Here is a 26,760-nt window from a genome sequence, read left to right on the forward strand (position 1 = left end):
ACAGCCCCCTCAGGAGTGGTGAAGAAGGCTCGAAGGCTGCGATCGTTACTTAAAGTCTAGTGCGTCAGATACATTTATTGAAGCTACCAACCAACAATCTCAAAGCTGACGGACGCCCGCAACAAATGGTGTCCCGGAACCATACTTTCTGTGGGAATTGAGAATCATCTCAAACCTGACGCACCCTACCACAATGCTGACTAGCATGGATGCTACAATCACAGTTTGGGATGTGAAAACAAAGAGGTATTTGAAGATGTTAAGAAGCGCTCGCCCCCTGGTCGGCATGAATATTTTTGTGGTAACAGGAATCACAGAGACTCAGAAAGCAACGTTGAAAATTTGGGGAGCGGTCGATCGGGTTGCAGTGAAATAAAATGAGTTCTAATGAATCAGGTGTCGATGAGCCAGTAAGTAATCAGTCAGCGTTAGCCAAACTACTCTGTGGAAATGTAGTTCATGATGGAGGTGATATTGATGAAGTGCTCAGTCATTTGTCCGCGTCAATTGATAATGTTGTTGAAGAGCTAGTAACACTAGAATCCCTCAGTGATAAGCAAATTTCATTATTTGCCCCATTTTTAGGGAGAAGTATACTGGAATTGGGATGTACCGCACTAATTGCGAGGCTCGATCCTTTTAGAGTCCTCCTCCTTAGGGAATGTCAAAAGCGGCCCAATTATCAAATAGATAAGCGTAATAATTCCTCTATAAGTTGGAAAGGTGATGTTTTGGCGGAAAAGGTTAGCGAGCCTTGGGCTGATAAGTCACTGCAAAACCCTACTAGAGCTTTGCTTGGAGATTATTATAAGACACTAATATGGTTTGCTAACTTTGATAAGCTGTTGGATGCAATCGAAGATGTCAGGGGGGATGAATGGATAGACAATCTTAGAATAAAAACTTTTGACAGATTCTATCATGAAACTTTCACTGATTTTTCAAGTGTCTACTCTGAACTTTCAAAAGGAATACATAACGAACGGGTGATTCCTTTAAGTTCAGCCTTGGATCGAGAAACAACTCAACGACTGATAGAGACAACAATTCGTAATATCGCTACCCTTGGGTTATTTGTTTCTGTAGTCAGTCATGCAGTGAATAAACTCGATATTCAAGTAGCGATCGCAGCTTATAAAGAAATTCAAGAAATGGGAGTTTTCTAATGGTTAATGCTATTTCTGAAAATCCATCGCTGATCTTAGCAGCAGAAGATTGTTCGCCTGAAGAGTTTGAGCAACTGCATTATTTCTCAAAACAAGAGGATCGTTTTATTTCTAGTTTGATTGCTCATGGCCCCGTGTTATTAAAAGGGGCGCGTGGTAGTGGAAAAAGTGCGCTTATGAGAGAAGCATCGAGAAGAATGTATCCTGAAAAAAATCTAAGCTCGGCATTTGGCATATACATCAGTCTTCGTCATCTTGAATTACTCAGAAGTGAAGGTAAGAAGTATGAAAGAATGTTATGTCAGCTAATAATTGATGCCGTAAATAAGGCAGTTATTAAAGCAGGTAATCTCTTTGAGTTTGAAGCTTTGCCAAACATCACATCACTTCAGAGAGAATTATCTAGTTTATCGAGTGCATCTGGGAAAAGGATAGTTATTTTATTTGATGACGCGGCTCACATTGGTCGGGAAGCTCCGCTGCATGAATTTTTCGATATATTTCGGACTTTATCGAGCAGTACAATATCATGTAAAGCTGCTATTTACCCGGGAGTTACTAATTTTGGAACAAGGTTTGATGTATATAATGATGCTACGGTGATCGATGTTTCAAGGAATGATGAACTAAAAGACTATAATACCAACTTTGCCGAGATAATTAGAAAAAGGTTTTATCAGCGACTTCCTGAAGAGTCTTTCTCTGGTCAATTGACTTTAGAAAATGTGGCGGGGTTGATGGGACGGGCTGTACTGGGAAACATGAGGGGATTTATATTTGCATGGAATAGTCTGTCGGAAAACTGTGGAGAAGACAAGATTAGTTTAGCCCATATAACCAAGACACTGATAGACCTTGCCAGTAATTACTATTGGCCCTTGATTGAAGAGCTTAAGCCCAAACTTGGTATATATGCACCAATGCTCGATCCTGCAACGGAGATTGCAGAATCAATATTTCAGCAGGCTGGTGAGCAACATAAGCAGAATGTACTTATTTTAAGAGAAATTGCACAACGTCTATCAAAGCCGTTAGAACTACTTGAATATACTGGATTTATTTCAATTCGAGATGTTTCACGGGCAATGAAATCGAGAGGACGAGGAACGAGATATAGCTTGAATCTATGCACATTGTTGGAAAAAACTCCGGGAGCTCGGGTTACTAATGAAATTTATACTAGGTGGTTAAATGAGCAAAATGAGAGAAATGAGCCTTTAGAATTACACAAAACAAGTGAATTGTTTAAAATTAAATTGCCTGAATTACCTGAGCATGGCGAAGAAATGCTAATCTTAAATGAAGATATTAGCAAACTAAAAAAATCTCAGGCCTATCCTTATGGACTCACCCAGTCTAAAATTGATATACTAAAAAATGCTGGGTACTCCACTGTGTCAAAATTAGCAGAAGCTAGCGACGAGTCTTTGTTAAACCTTAAAGATATAGGCTCGGAAAACTTAAAGCGAATCCGCAGTACAGTTGCTCAAGCAATCTGGATGTAACCAAAAGCTAATACCAGTTCCCTAAAAAGGACTTTAGTGCTTACTACAAAAGTTTCTTTTATACTGCTAGATATTAAAAAGCCCTCTTACCAACATAACTTTTTTCCAAAAAGGCGGCAAGTGCGGTATGATGTGATTTCGCGATCGGTTCTAGCGGGGAGCAGCCGTTAGAGGAAACGGGGAAAGTTCGGTGCAAGTCCGGCGCTGTCCCGCAACTGTAAGGAAACCGTTGTGGTTTCTCAAGTCAGAATGCCCGCCGATATCTAACTCACTTTTGAACGCATCTGCGAGGTACGGATGATGGATGGAATTAACACGGCTGTACGCACAAAGCACAGTCTGTTTGTTTGCACTGCTTGCGCTAGTGTTTGGAAAAACGGCAAGCGAGAAGGCAAAAGCGGCGGTCAACAATTCATGGAAAATTTGTCGCAACTCGCTAAAAATTGGGAGTTTTATGATAAGTTTGAGATTCAAGAGGTTGAGTGCATGAGTGCTTGCAGTCACTCTTGTGCGGTGTCTTTTGCTGCTGTTGGAAAGTACACTTATCTGTTTGGTGATTTACCAGCAAATGAGTCGGAAAGCGTCGAGGCTGTACTCGAATGCGCGGGCCAATACTATGCTAAACCGGACGGTTTGTTGCCTTGGTCTGAACGTCCTCAGGCTCTGAAAAAAGGCGTTTTAGCAAAGATTCCACCACTACCAAATTAGATAGGTTTGTAGTAGGGACTTTAGTTTTTTCCTTCTCGTTCTTCTCGTTCCCAGGCTCTGCCTGGTAACGCATACCCAGAGGCTCTGCCTCGTATTAAAAGCGCTCCTTTATTCCAGCGAGGCAGAGCCTCGTATTAAAAGCGCTCCTTTATTCCAGCGAGGCAGAGCCTCTAGATTAGCATTCCCAGGCTCTGCCTGGGAACGAGATATCACCAAATCAGCACAAAATTATCAATGCACAAAATTCCTGTTACTGTCATCACTGGTTTTCTCGGTAGCGGCAAAACTACCTTAATTCGCCACTTATTGCAAAATAATCAAGGTCGCCGCATTGCTGTTCTGGTTAACGAATTTGGCGAAATCGGTATTGACGGAGAACTGCTGCGCGATTGCCAAGTTTGCGACGAAGGAGAAAATGTTAGCAGCAATATTGTTGAACTAACAAATGGTTGTCTTTGCTGCACTGTTCAAGAGGAATTCTTGCCGACTATGCAGGAATTGTTGAAGCGCCGAGAACAAATTGATTGTATCTTAATTGAGACTTCGGGCCTCGCACTTCCTAAACCTTTAATTCAAGCTTTTCGCTGGCCGGAAATTCGCACCGGTGCTACTGTGGACGGTGTTGTTGCTGTTGTCGATTGCGAAGCTATTGCTAGCGGTTCTTTTGTCGGTGATATTGATGCTTTGATGGCACAGCGACAGGCTGATTCTAGTTTAGATCACGAAACTCCGATCGAGGAATTGTTTGAAGACCAGTTAGCCTGTGCCGATATGGTACTTTTAACGAAGGTCGATCGCGTAGATGCGGAAACTCACCAGAAAGTCCAAAGCTGGTTGCAACAAGAGTTGCGTCCAAGTGTGAAAATTGTGCGTTGCAAAGGTGGCGAAATTAACCCTGATGTGCTATTGGGATTTAATGCGGCGGTTGAGGATGATTTGGAGTCTCGCCCGAGTCACCATGACACTGAGGAGGAACACGAACATGATGATGATATTAACTCGACTTTCTTTATTGCCGATCGCGAATTTGAACCTGAAGCTTTGGTGAAAAAACTGCAATCCTTGATGCAGCAGGAGGAAATCTATCGGATTAAAGGGTTTGTGGCGGTTCCCAAGAAACCGATGAGGATGGTGTTGCAAGGTGTGGGCTCGCGCATAGAATATTTTTACGATCGCCCTTGGCAACCTTCCGAACTCCGCCAAACCAAATTAGTGCTGATCGGTCGAGAGTTAGAGCGCGATCGAATTGCAGCTATAATTAACAACTAATTGTCATTTGAGAGGGGCGGGTATATCGATATTTTGAATTGCAGCAAATATTATTGGTAAAACTCGCCCCTACAAGCTCTCATGAACAATTTATTAACATTCTTTAATATTGGGGGCGCTGCCAGCAGGTCTGGTGTAGAATAGCGATAATGGTTATCATTGTACAATAAGTGAGGTAAAGTATGGTGACTGCTGGGGCGATCGAATCAGTTCCTGTTACCGTTCTCACGGGTTATCTCGGCGCAGGCAAAAGTACGCTACTGAACCGCATTTTAACACAAGAACACGGAAAAAAAGTTGCAGTCATCGTCAACGAATTTGGCGAAGTAGGCATCGACAACCAACTGATAATTGATGCCGACGAAGAAATTTTTGAGATGAACAACGGCTGCATTTGCTGTACAGTCCGAGGTGATTTAATTCGGATTATCGGTAATTTAATGAAGCGGCGAGACAAATTCGACCACATAGTCATCGAAACCACAGGTTTAGCCGACCCAGCACCCGTAATTCAAACCTTTTTTGTAGACGAAGATATGCGGCAAAAATTACTGCTAGATGCAGTTGTCACCGTAGTAGATGCCAAGCACATCTGGCAGCACTGGGACGCAGACGAAGCTCAAGAACAAATTGCCTTTGCAGATGTAGTTTTGCTCAACAAAACTGATTTGGTGAGTGAGGAAGAATTGGCAGAATTAGAAAAGCGGATTCGCGCCATGAATGCAATGGCCAAAATCCACCGCACCCGTAACGCTGAATTAGCAATGGATGCTTTGTTGGGCGTTAAAGCGTTTGATTTGAACCGGGCATTAGAAATCGAACCAGACTTTTTGGGCGAACACACTCACGAACACGACGAAACAGTTACCTCAGTAGCCATAGTAGAATCCGGCGCCCTTGACCGCAACAAATTTAGCGATTGGATTGAGGAATTGTTGCGAACTCAAGGCCCGAATATCTTTCGGACAAAAGGCATTTTGAATATCGCCGGAGACAACAAGCGATTTGTTTTCCAAGGAGTACATATGGTGTTCGATGGCCGGCTGGATAGACCTTGGAAAGCTACCGAAATTCCGAAAAACGAGCTTGTGTTCATCGGTCGCAATTTAAACGAAAATCAATTGCGAGAGGATTTTCGGAAATGTCTGGTTTAACTGACATATTGAACCATTTTTAATAAGCCTTTTAGGAACAGGTAAGATGCCTGTTCCACAAGAATAAAATTCATTCCTTGTGGAACGGGCATCTTGCCCGTTCTTAAGAAGAGTGCAACATTTCAGCTTCAATAAATATGGGTAACAAAAAGACAAAAAAAAGTGAACAAACCCTGGAACTTCATGCCGAAGCCATGCTATCTGACTACGTAACTGCTGTTACTTGGTCGCCGGATGGCACAACTTTAGCAGTCTGTTCCGCTGCAGGCGAAGTGATGCTGGCGGCAGTAGGGGAAGTTAATAAATTGTCCTTGCAAACGCTACAAACTGCCACGGGTAAATCAGCCGATTGCTTGTCTTTTTCCCGCCACAGTCAATTCCTAGCTGCTGGCGGACAAGATGGAAAAGTACGAATTTGGCGCGTTAATTCTGGGGAATTAATTGCTGATTTGGACAACCAGCGCGTCTGGGTTGACAAGTTAGCTTGGAGTCCCAACTGTAACCAGTTAGCTTTCAGTATGGGCCGCTACGTTCAAGTCTGGAATGCTGAGGATAATGTTGTTGAAGTAACGCTGAATTTCGACTCATCATCTATCCTAGATTTAGCATGGCATCCTATGGTTCAATATCTGGCAGTTAGCGGCTATCAAGGCGTTAAAGTTTGGCATGGCGAAGATTGGGACGAAGACCCGGAAATTTTATCAGTACCCTCTGCAACAGGTGCAATTGCTTGGTCGCCGTCAGGGGAATATTTAGCTTGCGGCAATATGGACAATACTCTCATTGTTAATGAATGGGGGAATTTTGAACCCTGGGTAATGCAGGGTTTTCCGGGGAAAGTTCGGGAGTTAGCTTGGTCGGATAAAACTAATTCCTTGGGTTCACCTTTGTTAGCTGCTGCGAGTTCTGAAGGCATTTCTGTCTGGGAAAGAGACGCTGATGAAAGAGTCGGTTGGGATTCTTGGGGGTTAGAAGTGCATGAAAAAGTGGTAAATGCGATCGCCTTTCAACCTAGCACGTTTTTATTAGCTTCCGCCGCCGCAGATGGTCAAGTTTGTTTGTGGCATGAAGCAGAACAATTGTTGCAAATTCTAGAAGGTGCAGAGGGCGGTTTTTCCTGTCTCGCATGGCATCCCGCAGGCCAGTTTCTCGCCGCTGGCGGGTGTGGAGGCGAATTGCTGGTTTGGTCATAAATCTATGCGCGGCAAAGATTTCGGGCGGGGCTAAGTTCGCCTAACGGGCGATCGCACCAGTTTGACCAAAACATAAAAATTAAAAACTTGGTCTTGACAAAATGCTAAATTACAATAACATTTTAGTGACTGCACTATCCTCAAAGGCGATCGACAATTACTACCCAACAGCAATTTCTCGAACAACTCTACAGTATTCTCGACCAAAACCACCTGCTGAAACACCCGTTCTACCAAATTTGGAACGAAGTAAATAAACTCGACCGAGCAATCGCCCAACAGATAGAGTGCGTCCAGGACTGTTATCCTCTCTTTCTTGTCAAAATTCCTTGACTGGGACTGAACAGCAAGGCCCCTAAAAATAACCCAAAAATAACTAATACAATTGCCGCCCCAGACGGCATATTAAAATAATAGCTGAGATACATACCCGTCACGCTAGCTGTAATCCCAATAATAGCTCCCAATCCCATCATTAAATGTAGCTCTTTTACCAACAAATACGCCGTTATTCCCGGCCCGATTAACAGAGAAATTACTAACAACGCCCCCACAGTTTGCAAACTCGCAACAATCGTCAGCGTAATCGCCGAAATCATCCCCAAATAAATCCAGTTTACAGGCAAACCGGACGCTTGCGCCCCCAGCGGGTCAAAAGTATAGAATAGCAGTTCTTTGTAAAGGAGTTTAACCGCTACCAAAATAATCAAAGTTATGACAAAAGTCTGCTGCACGTCAGCAGGTGCAACTGACAAGATATTCCCGAACAAAAACCCGTCTAAATCTAATTTGGTTGTCCGCAACAGGCTAATTAGCGTGACGCTAATTGCTAAGAAAGTAGATAAAATTAATGCCATCACAGCATCAATTTTTAAACGAGATTGGGATTGAATCCACGCCATAATTACCGCGCTGATAATTCCCGATATAAACGCGCCGATCGAAATATTGAAACCTAAAGAAAAAGCTACTGGCAATCCTGCTAATACTGAATGGGCAATCATGTCAACCATCATTCCCATTTGCTGTACAATCAAGTAGGAGCCGACAACCGCGCAGAGAATTCCTAGCAAAATGCCGACGGCGATCGCATTTCGCATGAACTCGAAGTTGAGTGGCTCAATTAGTAGGTTTAACATTGAATTAGGTCAATAATAGGATTTTTTCAACTACAATCAACTGCACAGGCGGGACGCCCGTGCCACAATCAACTGCACAGGCGGGACGCCCGTCCCGCCATCAACTGCACAGGCGGGACGCCTGTGCCAGAATCAATTTTAAAGATAAATCTTTTTTTGCTTACGCTGAAACTAAACTTAAATCGTATCCATAGGCTTTTTGAATATTGGCTGCGGTGAGGACTTCCCGGCAGGAACCAGTTGCAATTAACTGCTTATTTAGCAATAATAAATTGTCGTACTGTTTTAATGTTTCGCCTAAATCGTGGCTGATTACTAGCAAGGTTTTATTTTCAGATTTTAGTTCAGCAAAAATATCGAAAATAATTTCTTCGGTGGCTTTGTCGATCGCGTTAAAAGGTTCGTCGAAGAAGAATAAATCGGCTTGTTGGGCGATCGACCTTGCTAAGAAAATCCGCTGCTGCTGCCCGCCAGACAGTTCGCCAATTTGCCGATCGCGCAAATCCCACATTCCCACCCGCAGCAAAGCAGCTTTGACCAATTCTTGCGACTGCTTCGAGGGGCTGCGAAACCAACCAGTCTGAACGGTTCGCGCCATCATCACCGCATTCCACACCGTAATCGGATAATCCCAGTCAATTTGCGATCGCTGCGGCACATAAGCCACCCGCGACAACTGTTTTTTCAACAACCGCCCCTGATATTTTACCAAACCCCGACAGGCCGGGATCAATCCCAACATGGCTTTCACCATCGTGCTTTTCCCCGCGCCGTTGGGGCCGAACACACCAGTTAATTGCCCCGATTCTAAATGGAAATTCACGCTGTTGAGGGCCGAAACTCCGCGATAATTGACAGCCAAGTCTTGCACTTCTAGCATAATTAGAGATTTTGAGAACGATTCTTGTTCGTAGCTACTAGAATAGGATAACTCGAAAAAGCAATAACGATTATCGTTCCAAAGGTGAAAATGTTAAAGAAGTTGCCTGGAAAAACCGCCAGATTGTGGGGTGCGACTGTTTTGGCAATTGGCTGCGGAGTGGTTGGGTGCAGTGGAGGACAGAACGCCAGCAATTGGACGCCCGAGAGTCCCGCCGCCACTCAAACTCAAGCCAGTCGGGCCGCCAACTTGCCAAAAGTCGTCGCCACAACTGGCGTTATTTGCGACATAACTAAAGAAATTGCTCAAAGTTCGATCGACACCACCTGTCTAATCAAGCCGGGAGACGACCCCCACGCCTACCAAACCAAGCCGGAAGACCGCAAAGCGATTGAAACAGCAAATCTGATTTTATACGGTGGCTACAACCACGAACCCAGCATCATTAAGCTAATTGAATCTAGCAGTAATTCCGCCCCCAAAATCGCCGTCCACGAACTCGCTGTTCCTAAACCGTTGATGGGCAAACATGAGCACGAACAAGGTGAAGAGAAAGCGGAAAACAAACCCGATGCAGAAGGCGAAAAAGTCCCTGACCCTCACGTTTGGCATAACCCTCAAAATGGCATCCGTATGGTAGAAATTATTCGCGATGAATTGATCAAAATTTCTCCCACCCATGCTCAAATTTATACTAAAAAGGCAGCAATCTTAACAGATAATTTGCAAAAAATAGATACTTGGATAAAAGCTCAGATTGCGACAATTCCCGCCCAAAAACGCAAATTAGTAACAACTCACGATGCTCTGACTTACTATGCCGATGCTTACGGTTTGGAGATTGCTGGAGCTTTGCAAGGTGTGACGACAGAGGAACAGCCCACAGCAGCAAGAATTGCCGAATTGTCCTCAGAAATTAAGACCGCGGGAGTGCCGACAATTTTTGCGGAAACTACAACTAATCCGAAGTTGATGCAGACTGTGGCGAGGGAGGCAAATGTCAAAATTTCCGACAAGGAACTCTACAGCGACGAGTTGGGTGGCCCCGGCACTGGTGCTGATACATATCAGGGAATGCTGAAAACTAATACTTGCACGATTATTTCTGGCCTCGGTGGTAATTGTACTGCCTTTGCAGGAGAAACTGCACCAAATCCCAAACCATAGACTTCCTAAAGTGCGCCTAGCAAGCACTTTACATTTCAATACGGTTCAGTTAAGCTCGCTCTCCCTGGCGCGCCCCTTTTTAAGGGGGGGACAAGAACTTACTCTTGCGTCCCCCAACAACCAGGGGGATGCGAGGGGAATCTCCGAGGAATAAATAGTTTTAACCCAAGCGTATTGCCTTATATTTTTTGGGTACGCAGCAAAACGCAGCGCTCGCAATCGCAGGGGTTTTCGATTGCAAACGCTGCGTTTGCTGCGATGACTTTAAGGTGAATTTGGCTCGTCGGTACTGGGGGGTTTTTGGCCAATTCCCAATTGCTTTTTAGAGGATTTTAAGTCTTTCCAAAGCATCTTAATATCTTTATAGGCTTTCTCAGCGCTAATTTTCCCCCCTGTTTCCAGCGAGCAAATATAAGTTATTTTTTGAGCAAACTCCTGCAAGTTGGCATTAAACGCCAAGTTTTCTGGCGTGAAATCACCGTAGTAGCGATTGCGAGGATGTAAAAAATCTTCCCGCTCTTTCATTGCCCCCTCCTAATTAAACTTTTGGTATTCAACTTTTGGTTCGGTCTCTGCTTTTAATAGCACTATGGGTACTCAGTATCGCGGCGCTAACTTGCTTCTATTGTATTGCGTAAGTAGCAATTGTGCTTTTTCGCTCTGTATTTAGTCTATTAATGCAGTCTTAACCTTAAGTTAGCTTTATTTTAACTTTTCTTTAACCTAAAAGCACAAAAATTGGGAAATGCGCTGTTCGCATCTCCCTTTAGATAGGTTTTAGAGTGGTTGATTAATCTTTGGTGAAGCCGAATATTTACTTGTGGCACTCGCAGCCGGCGTGGCCGCAGCCTTGGCCGTTGGGGTGGCCGTCAGCGCAAGCACTGGAACAGTATTGTTTGCCGTCTTTTTCTATGGGGGAACTGAGGCTAACAACACACACGCATGAAGGACAGGCACATTTTGTTTGGGTGGCGGTAGTCATACTTTAGATTCTCCTGGTGGGGTTGTTTGTCTCTACTAATATCTGAACACATATTCAGACATTAGTCAAGGGAATGTAAAACTTTTGTAACAAAAGGTTTGCCGATCGCACTAAAATGAAAATGAGAATTAAAACTAGCCGGGAAAAGATGTCACCCAACTCTGCTGTTAATGGAGCGATAAGTCAGCCTCACCAAGAAAACGATACACCAACGTGCGATTCATCGCACTTAGTTGACTGTTGGCGGGCGGGGGACATCCAAACACAAGTTCTCAACACCGCAAAAGCCCAGCGGATGGCAGAGTTTTTCAGTCTTTTGGGAGATGCGAATCGCCTGCGGCTGCTGTCAGTTTTGGCAAAACAAGAACTGTGCGTGTGCGACTTGGCTGCGGCGTTGAGTATGAGCGAATCAGCAGTATCGCACCAGTTGCGGGCATTGCGGGCGATGCGGTTGGTAAGCTACCGCAAGGTTGGGAGACAAGTTTTTTATAGTTTACTTGATCGCCACGTTTTGGAACTTTACCAAGCAGTCGCCGAACACTTAGACGAAGCAGAATAAGCTTTTGAGCATGGGGCAGGTTGACTAATATCGCTCGCCTCGAAGCTATTTTCTAACCCACCCATTCCTGGTGTAAACCTTCATAACCGGGTTTTTTGCCGTATATACAGGCTGTAAGGAAGTATTCTCGCCCATCAAACCCGGTTTCTGGCTGCCTGCTGTAAACTCAATATCAATCTTCGACGGTGTGGCCCGTAGCAACAACCGCCTGTGTAATTGACTCTTCAGAAGCTTGAGCTTCTACTGTAACAGTCTTAGCTGCGACATCTACATTCACAGTAGCACCGGAGTCAACAGTTTTGATGGCTTTGGTAATTGTATCAGCGCAGCCAGAGCAGACGATCGAGGGAACGTTAAGTAGTATTGCCATAATTAAGCAAATTTTCGTAGATGACAGTATTATTTTTTATTTTAATCTAAATTGGTGAAACACGCGCTTTTCCCGATTTCGGCAGGGGTTTAAACCCCTGCCTCAAAGCTCAATTCGGTTAAAACCGACTGTAGAGTTTGACGTTAAAAGTTATACATTATCTGGTACGAATATCACTTCAAACTTAATACCTGGGTCGGCAAATTAATCTCAGGTAGGCACCGCCCAACGGCGGCCGCTACAGCCCGCAAACTCGCAACTAAATCTACCATATCTGCCAAAGAAAGAGCTTGCCGCGCGTCAGAAACCGATTTTTCTGGTTGCGGGTGACACTCAATAATTAACCCGTCTGCACCGCAAGCAACCGCTGCTTTGGCTAGTGGTGCGACTAATTCTCGCTTGCCGACGGCGTGAGAAGGATCTACAATTACTGGCAAATGAGTTAACTGTTTCAGCGCTACGACTGCACCCAAATCTAATACATTGCGCGTGTAATTGTCGAAGCTGCGGATGCCTCTTTCGCACATAACTACATCAGGATTTCCGTGACTGACAATGTATTCGGCGGCCATGACAAATTCTTCGATTGTGGCTGACAAGCCGCGTTTTAGGAGGACTGGTTTTCCGGCTTGACCGATCGCCTTTAGTAACTCGAAGTTTTGCATATTGCGACTACCTATTTGCAGCATATCAGCATAGGTGACAACTGGCTCGATTTGGGCGATCGACATTACCTCTGTCACCACGGGTAAACCGTAACGCCGGCTGACATCGGCTAAAATTTCCAGTCCCTCAATTCCCATCCCTTGGAAAGCATAGGGAGATGTGCGGGGTTTGTAGACTCCGCCTCGCAAAGCTTGCACGGATGCGGCGGAGAGTTGGCGGGCGACTGTTTCCATTTGTTGGGAACTTTCGACGGTACAGGGGCCACCGATGATTAATAATTCTGTGCCGCCGACTGAGACTGTTTGTGAGAGTTTGACAATTGTTTGGTGTTCGGGATGAGATTTGGTTACGAGTTTGGCTTCTAACATGAGGGTATTCTCCGGGAAATTTAAGTGGGTGGTTGACAACAAAAAAACCCGGAACTTTTAGGAGTTCCGGGTTGGTGCGAAAAGACAGCGCGACAATTTACCCAGAACTCCTGTGGGGCCAAAAATAAAAGCCGTAGTACCAGTTACTGAATAATGTCATTGCTGTTTTCGCTTGTACTCGATTGGTTGTTGGGAAAAGAACTAGAAAAAACAAAACCGCAGGTGTTAATCTGCGGTTCGCCCGGATGTTCACAGTGAATTGTAAATTCACTCCGGGCGAACTCTCCAGTACCAAAAATAAAAATTGCTGTTGGCTGTGAACATAGGTGAAGTGCTGCGATTTGTGGATTAAACACAATACTATTCGACAAGCTAGCACAGGGAGACTGGGATGTCAAGATATTTTTAGCAAAAGATTTATATAATGGGCGCTCTTGTCCCCCCTTGTTAAGGGGGGCTAGGGGGGATCGAGGGGCTAAGTAGTAAGGTGGAGTTCGATCGCTCTTTTCGCCCCTTAATCAGGAATATGTCTCGTTTATACCTTCGTTTCGATCGCCCCTAACGCCTCTTATTAAGGGGGATGAGTATTTAAAGTCCTCATGTATTTCTCGTTTATACCTTCGTTTCGATCCCCCCTAACCCCCCTTAATAAGGGGGGGACAAGAGGGAGCTTTCCGATGGGAGGGGGAGCGATACTTTGATGCAAGGGAGAGATATTGATTAATCCCAGCCGAAATCTCGATCGCACATTTCGGCTAATCTCTGATTGTGCGATCGAAAATATGCTTTCAATTGCTCGTATACTGTGTCGCTGATGGGGGGATATTGGGTGGCGTTGTACTTTTGGTAGGTTTGTAGTTGGTGAGGCTGCAAGTCTAGAAATTCTAACACGCTGTTGTATGTGCCACAGGGATTGGTATATAAATCTTCGCTTTTGAGGATTAAAAGTTGTGATTTGGGAAAAAGTTTCATCCAGGCTGGAAGTTGATCTGCGTAAATGCCGCGGGCTAGATAGCTGTGGTGTTGGTGTTCGTAACTATAATATTTGGGGTTGGCTAGGAGTTTTTCTATTTCGCCTTTGAGTCTTTCGGGTTCGGCGGCGATCGCTTCTTCTAATGAGAGAGATTCGTAGCCTATTTTGATATAGTAATAATAGTGGGAAATTGCGCGTTCTACGGGGTTTCTCAGCAGGGCGATTATTTTAACTTTGGGACATAAATCATAAATTCGCTGGGAAACTTGGGGGTGACAGATGTAGTAGGGGCTGGCTTCTCCGGTTAGTAGGTTTTCGCCTGTTGGGGGCTGGGGAAATTGGGAACAGTACCACTCCCAGCTTTGATCGAAGTTCAAGTCGAAGTAATGGATTTCTTTTTGGGCGGCGGGGGCGATTTGGGGATGTTGGATTAGGTAATTGTACAGAGATGTTGTGCCGCCTTTTTGGGCACCGATGATGATGAAGTCGGGGGGTTTGGGAGTTTGTTTCATGGGTTGTATGTTTTATATTTTGCACTTGTACTGACAGTGCCCCGGAAGGTAAAATGGAAATTCGATCGCACTTGGACGCATTACGAAAATTCGATCGCCCAATTTAGATTTGATTGCACCGATAGGCCTAACCATAATTCCATTGCCCGATCTTGATTGTAGATTCCGGTGATTGAAACTGCTAGCAAGGCGAACACACAAACAAATTCCGCAAGGGCTGGGCAATACGTCGGATAAGATCGCGATCACTGTTTTGGGGTGATCTAATTCACTCACGCTCTTGGTACTGACATTTCTATTTAACTAGATTAGAGTGGAGTTAGGGAAATCTCATCCTTGCTGGGCAAATCTTTCGCTGAAAAATATATGATCGGCGGTGGTTTTGGTTGGGGGTGTGTGGGTTTGATTTTTCAGCCAAAGTACAGATTTAAATTTGTGCAAGAGGCTGATATGTAAGTTACAAAAAATGGGAACTATAAAGATGGGATTGTACTGTCGAGCAGTAACTACCTGCAATACCATCTCTGAAATTATTCAGGAAGGCGTCAATGTTTAAGAGCAAATTATCCAAAGTTATCGTATCCCTGCTGCGGCGGATTGCTGGTGTTACCAGATCCGGGGCGAAGCGGCTGATGAGAGCAATGCTGCAAGCGCTGATGGCTATGGGCCGCAGGGCAAGACTACCGATGGCGGGGTTTGTGCTGCCGACGGTGACGATGGTGTTGCTGGTAGTGATTTTGTTGACAGTGGCGATTACGCTACGATCGTTCGATCGGGCCAATACGGCGCGTAACGTGCGCGTGAACCAGCAGGTGCTGGCGGCCGCGACTCCCGCGCTCGATCGGGCAAAAGCCAAAATTCAGTATGCCTTATCCCCTCAAGGAAGCGGAACACTTGATACACCATCAGACTTGAGCGTTTACCAAGGGATGGATTCAGATCGCTTTAAATTTGGAGATGAGGATGTTCTACAGATAAAATTTGATCTTGATAATTCAAATGCAATTAATCCTCCACCTACAGATCTAACTAAAATTAATGAAAGCGAGAGGATAAATACCGCTTGGAGGTTCCCTGTAGATACTGACAACAATGGTAAATTTGATACTTACACTCTATACGGAATATTTTTTCGCAGCCCACCTCGCGATCCGGCCACAGGAGAGTTTAATAGAGCTAGAAAGGCTTTAGAAGCCAGAACCCCTCCGATGGCAAGCCAAGGTTCTCTCAGCGCGATCTGCAAAGCAGCAACAGGTACTAGCGCTAGTTTGGTAGGCACTACGGACTGGTACAAAGGAGAGGGCGTACTCAAAAAAAGCTTCTTTGTTTACACAGTGAACGTGCCGATAACTAATATTACGGGAGTCGCTTCAGCAGCCAACTACGAAACATTTAAAGGAACTCAAAGTTTCTCAGCTTTGGAGTACCAACAAGACCAAAAACGCATTCCACTACAAAATAATGCGGTGGTTTATGAAGATGATTTAGAAGTATCTCCCGGCCCGGCGCTGCGTCTGAACGGACGGATATTTACTAACAGTAATTTTATGGTCACCAACACGAATACAGGCCCGGTGGCGTTCTATCTCGTTAGCAGCAAAGAATCTTGTTTCTACAACCTAGAAAATAGCAAAATAGTCATTAGTGGTAATGTGGTTAACGGCTGGTCGGGAGGTAATGACAACACTGGCAAAGACGTAGCCGTTCATCTATTTGGGAAAGAGGCTAACGATCCAGTCACCACAAAAGCAATCAAAGGCGGCAGCGACCAATCTGTAGCCTACAAAGATGGTGCTTTGGGGGTGATGTACAATAACAAGGCTTATTCCGATCGCATCGGTCTGTTAGTTTCCGAACAGGAAAAAAATCCCGCTGCTTCCGATCCCCAGGAAGTTCAAAATGCCTTTAACACACAAGTTCAAGAAGAAACTGACCCCACTCCTCCCAGCGCCGATCGTCAAAAGGAGATTCGCCGAGAGAACCTGGAATCTTACTTTAGATTGCGGACACGGAAAGTGCCTTTTGCAGAAGTGCCGGCCACTGGAGACGCATTGGCTGGCTTTGTTAACCCTACAACAAAAGTGGTGACTACATCTCCCTTCGGCGGTACCGGGGAGGGACTGCGACCGGTGGATGCCTGGGTTATGCCTTTGGACAGCAACACTAAACTCGATACAACAAGTGTCAGGCTGAAAGCCAACAGCCCCGAAAAGGTAGAGGAAGATAATAAAGAATCCGAGTTAGGCGATCGCATAGTAGTAGGGAACAATCTACCAGCACTGAGGTGGAGAAGCGATTTGAACCCTCCCAAATTTGTGGGTGAAGGTGAGGAAGGAAGAGACACATTAACAGGAGTTAATTGGCTGGATGGGGGCCAACGCTACCGAGAACCCCAAGTGAAGCAGTTCGCTGATGTAGGGGGAGCAGAGAGGGACGGGTTCTGGGAAAAAAGTGCGGCCCAAGCACCTCAAACAGCAGTTGATGGCATTGGCGGATTGCGGGTAATTACGGGTGCGGGGGTTTACGAGCGCACAAACTCTTTTCTGCCACCTCCTCAAGTCTTAAACCCGGTTGGTGGTGCTGTATCGCAGTTTTACGACGATCCAGCAACTACTGCTGTAGAAAAGTTTCCCGTGGTTTGGCCCGACTCCATGCCGATGTCACCGGGCCCGAATTCTCAAGTGTATAACAATAACACTGCTGCTGGTCCTATAGGCTGGGTTCCTTTGTCGCTTACCAGTTGGCAGGCTCTCCCCATCGACGGAACTCCAGCGGGAGGAGCAGCCATTACCATTGACCCCAAGACTCCCCAGTATGCTAAGGGTGACTTGCGGATGCGCGCAAGTGCCATCTATCACTACGCCGACAACACAAGCGATCAAGCTGCTAAATTAGCTGATACCCCGCTGGCTTGTGTCAGCAGCTATTACGATCCGAGCTACCGATACAGCAAAGGTACAACTCTATTTGATTCCAGTCTCAATCGTCCAGGTTTACCATCGGGACAAAACGCAAATGGTAAATCCAACAACGGCATCGTCTACGGCCCTCCAACAGGAAGATCGGCGATAGGTGCAATTTTGACGGCGGCTCTCCAGACAGACGCATCGAGTCTGCCACCACTGGCTGCAGGAACAACAGAGCAACGCTTGAACTATCAAGCCAGTATCGTTTTCCCCGACGGTCGGTTTGTCAATGAGAACTTAAGGAAGGCTTTGCAGAAGGTTGACACGGAACGTAGCTTGTCGGAAAAAGCTGCGATCGACTCTACTCTTTGCTCTTTTAAAATTTTGGCCAATCCGACAGCGGACATTTCTACTACCTATCTGGATCACGGGACAATTCGAGAAGTGGCTTTTCTCAATCCTAGGGAAGTTAAGGCGATCGACAAGGACAACCCAGCCACAGCAGTGGACGAGACTTATAGCCTCAGCAGTCCTTTGGGTGGTGGCGCTCAGAGCGCCAAGCTAACAGGAAATTACGACCTTCCGCTAGCAGAAAGACAACCCCTAGAAATCCGAGTCACGCAATTAGATATTGATAAACTCCGGAAGAAAAATTCGATCGCCTACAACCGATTACCCAAGATCAACGCCCTTAACCCAGAGTATATGCTGCCTTACAGCGGCCTAATTTACGCCAGCCGTGATGATGCAGCACCCGATCGCAGCGATCGTACTCCGAATAGTCTGGGCAATGCCATAGATACAACCCGCAGCCAGCTAAGCAGCTCAACAGATTCTCGCCTAGACCCCAGCCGCCGCCCCCACGGAATTATGCTGATTAACGGATCTAGCTTGGGTCGTCCAACAACTGTAAGCACGGTGACAGACGTACTCAAAGAGAAGGGTCTGCTGTTGACTTCTAACCTGCCGGTATACATCCAAGGTGAATTTAACAAACACACCAAGAGGGAATTTACAGGGACTTTTAGTTGGACTCCGAGCGATTTCTACGGCCGCCCGGCTGGCAACCTAGATCCCAATTTTGCTTGTCGCCTCGGCGATCCTCGATACCCTGGTAAATGTTCTGGCAGCGATAATTGGCGAGCGGCAACAGTCCTCTCGGATGCGATTACCCTACTCTCTGAGCCGGTGTCAGCTAATTTACAGGAAGGCTTCCGGTACGGTGTCCGCAATCACGGAGATTTTGACCTGAGAAATAATGCAGGTACCACGATTGTGGGCTATGACTTCGATGGAAATGGCAGTCTAGGTACTAATACAGTTAGTGAAGTTAGCTTCGACTTTGACCTCAATGGCAATGGGAATAAGACCGATCCGACTGTTAAAGAAACCGATGTAACGGCTAAAGCAGCTCGCAGGATTAACGGTTTCGGTGCTAACAACTACGTCACTAACGGTTTGAGTAGCGGTGCTGCTTTTGACATTACAAACCAAGAAAAGTTCGGGCAAAGCGCGGGGACTAGCGTTACACCAACAGACACAAACTACAGGACTACCACAGGTGCTGCACCCAATAGTTCATACTTCAACAATTTCGTGACGCCAGTTCAGCGACGGGCTAGTTTTCCAGAATATGTGATGGAAATCTGCCGGAAGTTGCCTGTTTCAGCTTGCGGGCCTAATGACTGGGTAGTTGGTATTGATGCTGGTGCGGTTGGGGAATTTAATGGTGAAATAGAACCGGCAAGCGCTGTCCCAGCAGGTACAGATCTCGCTAAAGTTTTATCAGGTACAACAGCTACACCAGCTCTAGATCCAGCCGATCGCAGATATCCCCGTCGCGTAGCATTTTTGCGAAACAGCTCAGGTGCTAACCAAAATAAACTGGTACTGGATGGCACTATCCCTGTGGCCCTGGGAATTAATAATAGTAGCAAGGTAGCTCACTACGCTGCAGGAAATAGCGTCAATGTAACCATATCTAGTGGTCCGCTTAGTGTATCCACCGACGCGGGTCAGCCTGAGCCCAAACCCAACGCTCTTTGGTATGCGACCACCACCACTGCTAATCGAACAGGAGGAATGGACTATGGCAATGATAAACCTCTGTTTTACGCCAAATTACCAACAGTTAGTGGCGGAGTTCCTAATACAGTGGAGCAGCCACAGCTAAGACCTACTTTGCAGATTCAGGCCACAAATTCTCAACCGGCGACTGGTGCTGCCCCTGGACCAGGCACCTTCGGCAACGAAATGCGATGGGTACAAAAAGCACGAACTACCGAGTTTAACCTCATAGTCGCCTCCAATGACGTTCCTTCACGGGCTATCTCTGCCACCCTTGGCGATTTCAATGGTGGTCTGCAAAACTTACCGCGCTTTGTGGAAAATTGGAAAGACCTAACTAACATAATCGCAGGTTCGTTTATCCAATTCAAGCGCAGTGCTTACGCAACTGCTCCCTACCAATCAGTTCTTAATAATACCCCGGTATTCGACACTGCAAGCAATCCCACCACTTACAAAATAGACAACTTTGGTGGCAAGGTTGGCTATTTTGTTCCACCCACTCGGGAATGGGGATTTGATGTAGGTTTGCTTTCACAGCCGCCTGATTTGTTTGCCCAAAAATTCACTCTCCCTGCTTCTCAGAAAAAACCTGACGAATACTTCAGAGAAATCAGCCGGGATGATGATTGGGTAAAAACTTTAATGTGCGCTGAAAAATTGAACAATAATGATCGCCAGCCATCTGGAATATATGCTGTCAATGACGGCGCTACTAAACCAGCAGGCTGTCCTTAACTTCCCTGACCTTTAAACCCTCACATTCCTGAGTTCCAAATGCGGAGTGCTTACTATGATCAAACGCCAACAGCCACAAAGTAGTTCAGATAAGTCTCAAGAAGCCGGTTACACGATTATCGAGTCATTGGTAGCGATGATTGTAGTTTCGGTGCTGATGATTGCGATCGCCCCTGTGATGGCTTTCTCAGTAGCAACTCGCGTCCAAGCCAAACGGATAGAAATGGCCACTCAAGCCGCCAAAACCTATATTGAGGCGCTCAGGTCAGAGGCGCTCAAAAAAGGTAGTAAGGGGTTTCCTGATCCGTCCACAACCGGCAATAAATTAGAGGACACTGCCGCCCCAACCGACATCAGCGCTCTTTACTGCATAGACATAGACAAAAAAGAGGTAACTGAAAAGTGTGAGTCTGACAGCAATCAAGACCTTGTAGTTCAGGGCTACTACTATAACAACTTACCCGCTGCTACAAATCCGGCAAAAACAGGCTACAGCTTAATTGTTCGGGTTTACAGGGCTAATTCTTTTGCTAGTGGCGTCGGGACACTAACAACTCAGAAGAATCTAAAAGCACAGCAAGGAATTACTACCGCAGGGCTGGGAAATCTCCGAGCGCCTTTGGTAGAAATGAGAACAGAAATAGGTGCTAGCGATCGACAAGGTGCTTACAACAATTTTTGTACTCGCACCAATATCAATGGCGCCACAGGCTGTCAGTAATCATCAAAGTCCCCGTTATTAAATTTAAAATCGCTCCCCCCATTTGGCAGAGGAAACCGTCAAAATGAAAACTTTACTCAGGTTGCTTCTCAAAAGTCAGCACCAGCGCCACCGCTCCGGGCCAGCTCAAACAGACAAGGGCATGACTCTGGTCGAGCTATTAGTCGGAGCAATTATGGCGTTTTTAATCATTACGCCGATGCTCAGTTTTGTAGTCGATATGCTGAATACCGACAGGAGGGAACAAGTCAAGTCAAATACCGAGCAAGACCTTCAGGCGGCAGTTGATTTCATCTCCCAAGATTTGAGCCAAGCTATTTATATTTACGATCAGGCGGGAATCACTGCTATCACTGCTGCTAAACTTCCTCCTCCTCCTGCAAATACCACAGGTACTCCAATTCTAGTTTTCTGGAAGCGACAGCAAATTAAAAATTCTGTACCTGTTAATGCCACATTGACTCCTAAACCAAGTAATTGTAACCCCGCTGCACTAACAGGTACAGCAGGTGAGTGCAACGATACTTACGTACTATCCTTAGTGGCATACTACCAGATTAGAGATACTACTCCTAACTCTATTTGGTGTCAGCCTTCAGGAGGCAATTGTCCTACCCGTATTGCTCGCTATGAAATTAGGGAGCCAGTTAGAAATCCCTACACAACAGATGTCACAAAACCTTATTACGATGCGGCAGATTTAAGTGATTCTCAAAAAGGCAGTGAGGCCTTTAATAAAGACTTTGACTTTAGTAAGCCCACAGTAAATGTGACTATGGGAGCCAATTTTCCCGCTCCTGAAGTATTGGTTAATTACATCCACTACAGTAGCACTAATGTTCCAATACCAACCGGAACTCAGTGTCAAACTCTTCTTGCCGTAACACCTCCACCACCACCAGCAACATTCAATGCAAACGATTTACTAATAACAGACGCCTCAAACCACAGCTTTTACAGTTGTGTTGATACATCTAAAAACATAGCCAGAGTTACGATCAGAGGAAACAGCCTCCGCCGCATTCAAACCGATGCTGATTATGATGCCAATAAATCGGCATATTTCCCAACAGCAACTGTGCAAGTACAAGGTTTAGGTGGGTTAGGAAAATAACTGATTTCTGAAACACATTTCCGCATCGCCGCCCGCCGATAAAACATAGGAGATTACCATGAAAACCCCACCAATATTATTAAAACTTTTGCATAACTCGGCTGCCAAGCCCAGCCCTAATTTTAACAAAACTGCATCCAGAAAAGATGATGGAGGATTCACGCTTCTAGAAGTGCTGGTGATAGCGTTAATCATAGGTATATTAAGTTCGATCGCCGCTCCGAGTTGGCTGGCATTCATCAACAGACAAAGAGTTCGCACTGTGAACGATCGTGTTTTCCAATCATTACGACTTGCACAAAGCGAAGCAAAGCGAACTAAGAGCAGTGTCACAATTACATTTGATACAACTGTCGATCCGCCAAAAGTTAAGTTTGACCCGCCAGTAGCTACGGGAGGTAGTACGCAGACGTTAAATGGTGGAGGCGAAATTAAGCCCGGCACTATTGCACTTATCTTTAATAAACCTGATTCTACAGATCCTAAAAAATCATCGCTCGTTTTTGACTACCAAGGCAATCCCTCCACAACTCCGTTTGTGGTCACAGTTGCTCCATCTGGCGGTGGTGCTAAGCAGTGCGCGAGGGTAGAAACTATCATAGGAGGAATGAGGACTGCTGAAGGAAATGATCCCGTAACTGGGTGCCCCTAATAGCTTTCAATAAATTTAATCTTAATCTCTAACATCAATTCCGTATAAATGCAGAATTGCTAAAATCTATTAACTTAAATTATTTTATATTCCAAATCCTATTAAAACCGTCAAAATATGCAGTTAGAACTAAAACAAATAATCATCCAGCCAGGAAATCAACTATTACTCAAAGACATAACCTGGCCGATGTTTGAAACCCTACTAACAGAATTGGGAGAAAGTCGCGCATCCCGACTTTCCTACAGCAAAGGAACATTAGAAATCATGGTTCCCCTCCCCGAACACGAAATTGGTAAAGTCCTGATTGGTAACTTAGTCGAAGCACTACTCGAAGAACTTGGTATGGAATTTTGGTCTCTGGGTTCCACCACATTCAAAAATCAAAAAATGGCTCAAGGAGTAGAACCAGATACCTGTTTCTACATCCAAAACGAAGCGGCAGTCAGAGGCAAAAACCGCATCGACTTAGAAACAGACCCACCTCCCGATTTAGCCATAGAAATCGACCTCACCTCCCGCACTCAGTTCAACAACTACGAAGCATTAGGAGTTCCCGAATTGTGGCGCTACAATGGCCACAACCTGCTAATCAGCGTATTGCAAGAGGGAAAATACATACAGTCCGATCGCAGTCTCCAGTTTCCCAACTTCCCCATCACCGAGCTCATCCCCCAGTATTTAGAACAAAGCAAAACAGCCGGCAGAAACGTCGCCATGAAAGCCTTTCGATCTTGGGTGAAAACCCAAATTTAGCGATCGGGCGCTCGACTCTCATCCACAGCGGGCGATCGAATCAACACAAACGATTTACGCGATCGGGCATTTATTGGGGCAATTTATGCGATCGGGCGATTTATGCGATCGGGCGATTTATGCGATCGGGGAATTTATGCGATCGGGCGATCGACAAATTTGCTGTAGAGATATCGTTTCGGATTGCAGACAGGATACAGAGCAATACGGTTCAGATAAGACCGATCCCCCCTAGCCCCCCTTAAAAAGGGGGGGACAAGAAGTTGCTCAAAGTCCCCCTTCTTAAGGGGGATGCGAGGGGGATCTCCGGGGAATTAACAGTGTTAACTGAACCGTATTGGGATATAGAGGACACGGGAGTGCCGTTTCCCTACCCCGATTTCCTGACTACCGTTTCCTTACCCGCATTTAAATTCGCATAAATTTTCAGTAAATACCGATCTACACACTCACCCAACCCAAAAGTTAAAATATACCCAAGAAAAAATAGCTCCTCCTAGCTGTTTTTTTAGGCCAGCTAAATATCAGGGAGTGCATCTACGTGTCAATATATAAAACGCTCAAAGGCAGAGCCACTACACCTGCCGCAGGTTTTACAATGATTGAGCTATTGATAATTATTTTAATCATAGGGATATTTTCTGCGATCGTCACCCCGTCTTGGCTAATGTTCATCAACAACCAGCGGTTGAAGGTATCAGTCGATCGGGCTTATTCGGCAATGGAACTTGCCCACAGCAACGCCAAACGTGACAAAATTTCATGGCAAGCCAGCTTCAAACAAGTAGGACAAAACGTACAAATAGCCGTTCACCCAGCCGACATTCCCCCAGCCCAAATACCAGCCAACCAATGGAAAGAGTTAGAACCGCAAATTCAAATAGATCCAGATGAAACAACAGTGCTCCAAGTAAATGAAAACAACGAGCAAAAAGAAAACGGCACAATCCGGCGAGTCATGTTCAATCACAGAGGTTGCCCCGTATCTCGAAGCGACCACGACTGCACTCTAACCAGTATCAGAGCCAAAGGAACCCTAACGCTATATCATCCCAACTTAAGAAACAGCCAACGCTGCATCATCATCTCCACCCTCCTAGGACATAAACGCACCTCCAAAAGACAATCAAAACCCAACGAAAACAAAAGATATTGTTACTAACAGGGCGATGGCGTGCCTCCCCGCAAGCTACGATTATTTTGGGAGTAGGGAAACGGCACTGCCGTGTCCTTGTTTCCAAAACTTCGAGACTGTGACACAAGCATCCTAGATAGTGTTTTTAGCTACATTCTGCAAAGCCACGACAGTCAACAATGGTAAATAAAACTACAAGGACAGCTCCGAAATTGGCTGGCCAATAAATTTTTATGAAACCTCGAATCATTGTTTGCGGGTTGGGCCACACGGGACACAAGATTTTTTGTTTGTTGAGACAGCAAGGAGCGATTGTGGTTGGTATTAGCGATCGCCCTATTCGCAGCGAAACTTCTGATGTGGTTGTTGGTAATTTGCAAGCAGCTTCTACCTTGTTGGCGGCGGGCATTCAAAACGCTCACACTTTAGTAATTGCAGCAGACGATGATGCTGTAAATTTGGCAATTTTGATGCAAGCGAGGATTCTCAATCCTCAGATTCGCATCATCAACAGATTGTTCAATACTAGCTTGGGCGACAGGATTGACCACACTTTGCCCGATCACTCCTCCATGAGCGTTTCATCGTTAGCGGCTCCGGTTTTTGCTTTTGCGGCTCTCGGAAGTCAGGCGATAGGACAGTTGCGTTTATTCGATCGCACTTGGCCGATTCACGAAGAATATATCGATGAAACACATCCTTGGAAAAATCGCAAACTGAGCGATTTGTGGGACAATCGATCGCGAATGTTAATTTATTATCTGCCCGCTGCTAACAAAACTGATTTAGTATCGGCGGTGCTTGCCGATCGGCAGTGTCAGCAGGGCGATCGGCTAATTGTTGCCACTCAGCCCACTCTCCACAGCCCCCAAAAAACTTTAACTCAAAAACTGCTCAAAACAGTAACTAGACTGCACAGATTTCAGCAGCACAGCCAAGCAGCAGTAATTGTTGTCTTGACGCTGCTGTCAATGATTGCCGTTGCTACTGCTACCTATATTTGTGTTGACGATAATATCTCAATTGTCGATTCTCTCTATTTTTCAGTAGGGATGATTACCGGAGCCGGAGGCCATGAAAAAGTAGCCGAACAAGCTCCCGAAAGCATTAAACTATTTACCGTCGTCATGATGTTAGTTGGAGCCGGAATCATCGGCATCTGCTACGCACTGCTCAACGATTATGTATTGGGAACTCGCTTTACCGAATATTGGGATGTGGCGCGAGTTCCGCAGCGCAATCATTACATTATTTGCGGACTGGGAGGAATGGGTATCCAAATTGCTAAAGAACTGCATACTAACGGTTACGATATTGTGGTGATCGAGCAAGATCCGAACAGCCGGTTTCTGAACACAGCTCGCTCAATGAAAATTCCGGTCATTCAGGGAAGTGCCAGTTTGCCCGCAACTTTGGAAGCTGCTAATGTTAAGCAAGCGACAGCACTTTTGGCTGTTACTAGCAGCGATATGTCTAATGTCGAAATTGCCTTGAGCGCTAAAGGATTGGCACCAAAACTATCAGTTATTGTTCGCAACCAAGACCCCCATTTTGCTTTAATGGTGCAGCAAGTTTTTGAGTTTGAAGGAGTTTTGAACCCGACGGAATTGGCGGCTCCTGCTTTCGCGGCGGCGGCGATTGGAGGCCGAATTTTGGGCAACGGAATGACTGCTGACAGTCTATGGGTTTGCTTAGCCACATTGATTACGCCAAAACATCCTTTCTGCGGCCAGCGCATTCAAGATGCTGCTAAGTCTGCGGATTTTGTGCCTCTTTATGTAGAAACTAAGTGTCAAACTCTCCATGGCTGGGATTTACTGAATTGTTGTTTGACTACGGGGGATGTTTTGTATTTGACGATGCCGGCGAATCGGTTGGATCAACTGTGGAGAACGACCTCGGAATTAATTAAAACTTAAGGGTTTGACGCGGAAATTTATGTTGCCGATCGCTCAATTGCAACTACAAACCTGATAAAATTGAGCCAGTAGAGTAAATAGGACTTACGGCTAATCCTCAGAAACTAAGTTTCTTCCCAGATTTCTCCCGGGTTTAGCACA

Annotated in this window: 25 protein-coding genes and 1 riboswitch; of the genes, 17 read left to right on the forward strand and 8 right to left on the reverse strand. The window is 45.6% G+C overall.

Annotated features, from left to right (window positions below):
- Window positions 1-205: 205 nt before the first annotated feature.
- The 7 genes from QT996_RS15295 to QT996_RS15325 all read left to right on the forward strand — a co-directional run bounded on the left by QT996_RS15295 (window position 206) and on the right by QT996_RS15325 (window position 6,995).
- Window positions 206-376, forward strand: a complete 171-nt coding sequence (locus QT996_RS15295) for a hypothetical protein (RefSeq protein WP_333047519.1) — start codon at window positions 206-208, stop codon at window positions 374-376.
- A gap of 1 nt (window position 377) precedes the next feature.
- Window positions 378-1,166: a hypothetical protein gene (locus QT996_RS15300; protein ID WP_333047520.1), complete on the forward strand. Its 789-nt coding sequence runs from the start codon at window positions 378-380 to the stop codon at window positions 1,164-1,166.
- Window positions 1,166-2,671, forward strand: coding sequence for an ATP-binding protein (locus QT996_RS15305; RefSeq protein ID WP_333047522.1), 1,506 nt, complete (start codon window positions 1,166-1,168; stop codon window positions 2,669-2,671). Before QT996_RS15300 ends, QT996_RS15305 begins: the two co-directional genes overlap by 1 nt.
- Before the next feature lie 128 nt (window positions 2,672-2,799).
- Window positions 2,800-2,946: riboswitch (cobalamin riboswitch) on the forward strand.
- Between the two features lie 22 nt (window positions 2,947-2,968).
- Window positions 2,969-3,379 carry a DUF1636 domain-containing protein gene (locus QT996_RS15310; RefSeq protein ID WP_333047524.1) on the forward strand — a complete coding sequence of 137 codons (411 nt, stop codon included), beginning with the start codon at window positions 2,969-2,971 and terminating at the stop codon, window positions 3,377-3,379.
- A 234-nt stretch (window positions 3,380-3,613) separates the two neighbouring features.
- Window positions 3,614-4,648 carry a cobalamin biosynthesis protein CobW gene (cobW, locus tag QT996_RS15315; protein WP_333047525.1) on the forward strand — a complete coding sequence of 345 codons (1,035 nt, stop codon included), beginning with the start codon at window positions 3,614-3,616 and terminating at the stop codon, window positions 4,646-4,648.
- Window positions 4,649-4,830: 182 nt separating this feature from the next.
- The gene (locus QT996_RS15320; protein ID WP_333047527.1) at window positions 4,831-5,802 is read left to right on the forward strand and encodes a GTP-binding protein; all 972 of its coding nucleotides are present in this window, start codon (window positions 4,831-4,833) and stop codon (window positions 5,800-5,802) included.
- Window positions 5,803-5,939: 137 nt separating this feature from the next.
- Window positions 5,940-6,995, forward strand: a complete 1,056-nt coding sequence (locus tag QT996_RS15325; RefSeq protein WP_333047529.1) for a WD40 repeat domain-containing protein — start codon at window positions 5,940-5,942, stop codon at window positions 6,993-6,995.
- Between the two features lie 30 nt (window positions 6,996-7,025).
- Here QT996_RS15325 and QT996_RS15330 read toward each other — a convergent pair whose 3' ends face one another.
- The 3 genes from QT996_RS15330 to QT996_RS15340 form a co-directional block, all read right to left on the reverse strand.
- Complete coding sequence (locus QT996_RS15330; RefSeq protein ID WP_333047530.1) at window positions 7,026-7,274, reverse strand: hypothetical protein; 249 nt, start codon at window positions 7,272-7,274, stop codon at window positions 7,026-7,028.
- Window positions 7,275-7,297: 23 nt separating this feature from the next.
- Entirely contained in the window at window positions 7,298-8,134 is an 837-nt protein-coding gene (locus QT996_RS15335) for a metal ABC transporter permease (protein WP_333047531.1), read from the reverse strand.
- A 160-nt stretch (window positions 8,135-8,294) separates the two neighbouring features.
- Window positions 8,295-9,014, reverse strand: coding sequence for a metal ABC transporter ATP-binding protein (locus tag QT996_RS15340; RefSeq protein WP_333047533.1), 720 nt, complete (start codon window positions 9,012-9,014; stop codon window positions 8,295-8,297).
- Between the two features lie 90 nt (window positions 9,015-9,104).
- On the opposite strand from QT996_RS15340, the gene QT996_RS15345 reads away from it, so the two are divergent.
- Window positions 9,105-10,181, forward strand: coding sequence for a metal ABC transporter solute-binding protein, Zn/Mn family (locus tag QT996_RS15345; RefSeq protein ID WP_333047534.1), 1,077 nt, complete (start codon window positions 9,105-9,107; stop codon window positions 10,179-10,181).
- A gap of 264 nt (window positions 10,182-10,445) precedes the next feature.
- On the opposite strand, the gene QT996_RS15350 is transcribed toward QT996_RS15345, so the two are convergent.
- Window positions 10,446-10,706 (reverse strand): DUF7219 family protein, encoded by a 261-nt coding sequence (locus QT996_RS15350; protein ID WP_333047535.1) that lies wholly within the window; start codon window positions 10,704-10,706, stop codon window positions 10,446-10,448.
- 289 nt (window positions 10,707-10,995) lie between these two features.
- A complete protein-coding gene (locus tag QT996_RS15355; protein ID WP_333047536.1) occupies window positions 10,996-11,163 on the reverse strand; it encodes a metallothionein in 168 nt (55 codons plus the stop codon).
- Window positions 11,164-11,311: 148 nt separating this feature from the next.
- Between QT996_RS15355 and QT996_RS15360 the strand changes: the two genes are divergently transcribed.
- Window positions 11,312-11,722: a metalloregulator ArsR/SmtB family transcription factor gene (locus QT996_RS15360; protein WP_333047538.1), complete on the forward strand. Its 411-nt coding sequence runs from the start codon at window positions 11,312-11,314 to the stop codon at window positions 11,720-11,722.
- Between the two features lie 172 nt (window positions 11,723-11,894).
- On the opposite strand, the gene QT996_RS15365 is transcribed toward QT996_RS15360, so the two are convergent.
- From QT996_RS15365 to QT996_RS15375, 3 genes are all read right to left on the reverse strand, one after another.
- Window positions 11,895-12,092: a heavy-metal-associated domain-containing protein gene (locus QT996_RS15365; RefSeq protein ID WP_333047539.1), complete on the reverse strand. Its 198-nt coding sequence runs from the start codon at window positions 12,090-12,092 to the stop codon at window positions 11,895-11,897.
- 173 nt (window positions 12,093-12,265) lie between these two features.
- Window positions 12,266-13,126 carry a 3-deoxy-7-phosphoheptulonate synthase gene (gene aroF, locus QT996_RS15370; RefSeq protein ID WP_333047540.1) on the reverse strand — a complete coding sequence of 287 codons (861 nt, stop codon included), beginning with the start codon at window positions 13,124-13,126 and terminating at the stop codon, window positions 12,266-12,268.
- 720 nt (window positions 13,127-13,846) lie between these two features.
- Entirely contained in the window at window positions 13,847-14,611 is a 765-nt protein-coding gene (locus tag QT996_RS15375; protein WP_333047542.1) for a sulfotransferase domain-containing protein, read from the reverse strand.
- A 548-nt stretch (window positions 14,612-15,159) separates the two neighbouring features.
- Here QT996_RS15375 and hpsA point away from each other — a divergent pair.
- The 8 genes from hpsA (at window position 15,160) to QT996_RS15415 (ending at window position 26,619) form a co-directional block, all read left to right on the forward strand.
- Window positions 15,160-20,322 carry a hormogonium polysaccharide biosynthesis protein HpsA gene (gene hpsA, locus QT996_RS15380; RefSeq protein ID WP_333047543.1) on the forward strand — a complete coding sequence of 1,721 codons (5,163 nt, stop codon included), beginning with the start codon at window positions 15,160-15,162 and terminating at the stop codon, window positions 20,320-20,322.
- 55 nt (window positions 20,323-20,377) lie between these two features.
- Window positions 20,378-21,043, forward strand: a complete 666-nt coding sequence (hpsB, locus tag QT996_RS15385) for a hormogonium polysaccharide secretion pseudopilin HpsB (protein ID WP_333047544.1) — start codon at window positions 20,378-20,380, stop codon at window positions 21,041-21,043.
- A 64-nt stretch (window positions 21,044-21,107) separates the two neighbouring features.
- Complete coding sequence (hpsC, locus tag QT996_RS15390; RefSeq protein WP_333047547.1) at window positions 21,108-22,157, forward strand: hormogonium polysaccharide secretion pseudopilin HpsC; 1,050 nt, start codon at window positions 21,108-21,110, stop codon at window positions 22,155-22,157.
- A 58-nt stretch (window positions 22,158-22,215) separates the two neighbouring features.
- On the forward strand, window positions 22,216-22,809 hold the full coding sequence (locus QT996_RS15395; protein ID WP_333047548.1) for a prepilin-type N-terminal cleavage/methylation domain-containing protein: 594 nt from the start codon (window positions 22,216-22,218) through the stop codon (window positions 22,807-22,809).
- Between the two features lie 117 nt (window positions 22,810-22,926).
- Complete coding sequence (locus tag QT996_RS15400) at window positions 22,927-23,565, forward strand: Uma2 family endonuclease (RefSeq protein WP_333047549.1); 639 nt, start codon at window positions 22,927-22,929, stop codon at window positions 23,563-23,565.
- Window positions 23,544-23,810 carry a hypothetical protein gene (locus tag QT996_RS15405; protein ID WP_333047550.1) on the forward strand — a complete coding sequence of 89 codons (267 nt, stop codon included), beginning with the start codon at window positions 23,544-23,546 and terminating at the stop codon, window positions 23,808-23,810. Before QT996_RS15400 ends, QT996_RS15405 begins: the two co-directional genes overlap by 22 nt.
- A 296-nt stretch (window positions 23,811-24,106) precedes the next feature.
- A complete protein-coding gene (locus tag QT996_RS15410) occupies window positions 24,107-24,727 on the forward strand; it encodes a prepilin-type N-terminal cleavage/methylation domain-containing protein (protein ID WP_333047551.1) in 621 nt (206 codons plus the stop codon).
- 206 nt (window positions 24,728-24,933) lie between these two features.
- Window positions 24,934-26,619 carry an NAD(P)-binding protein gene (locus QT996_RS15415; protein ID WP_333047552.1) on the forward strand — a complete coding sequence of 562 codons (1,686 nt, stop codon included), beginning with the start codon at window positions 24,934-24,936 and terminating at the stop codon, window positions 26,617-26,619.
- Window positions 26,620-26,760: the final 141 nt, after the last annotated feature.

The organism is Microcoleus sp. S13C4, from assembly GCF_036700865.1.
Classification (GTDB): Bacteria; Cyanobacteriota; Cyanobacteriia; order Cyanobacteriales; family Microcoleaceae; genus Microcoleus.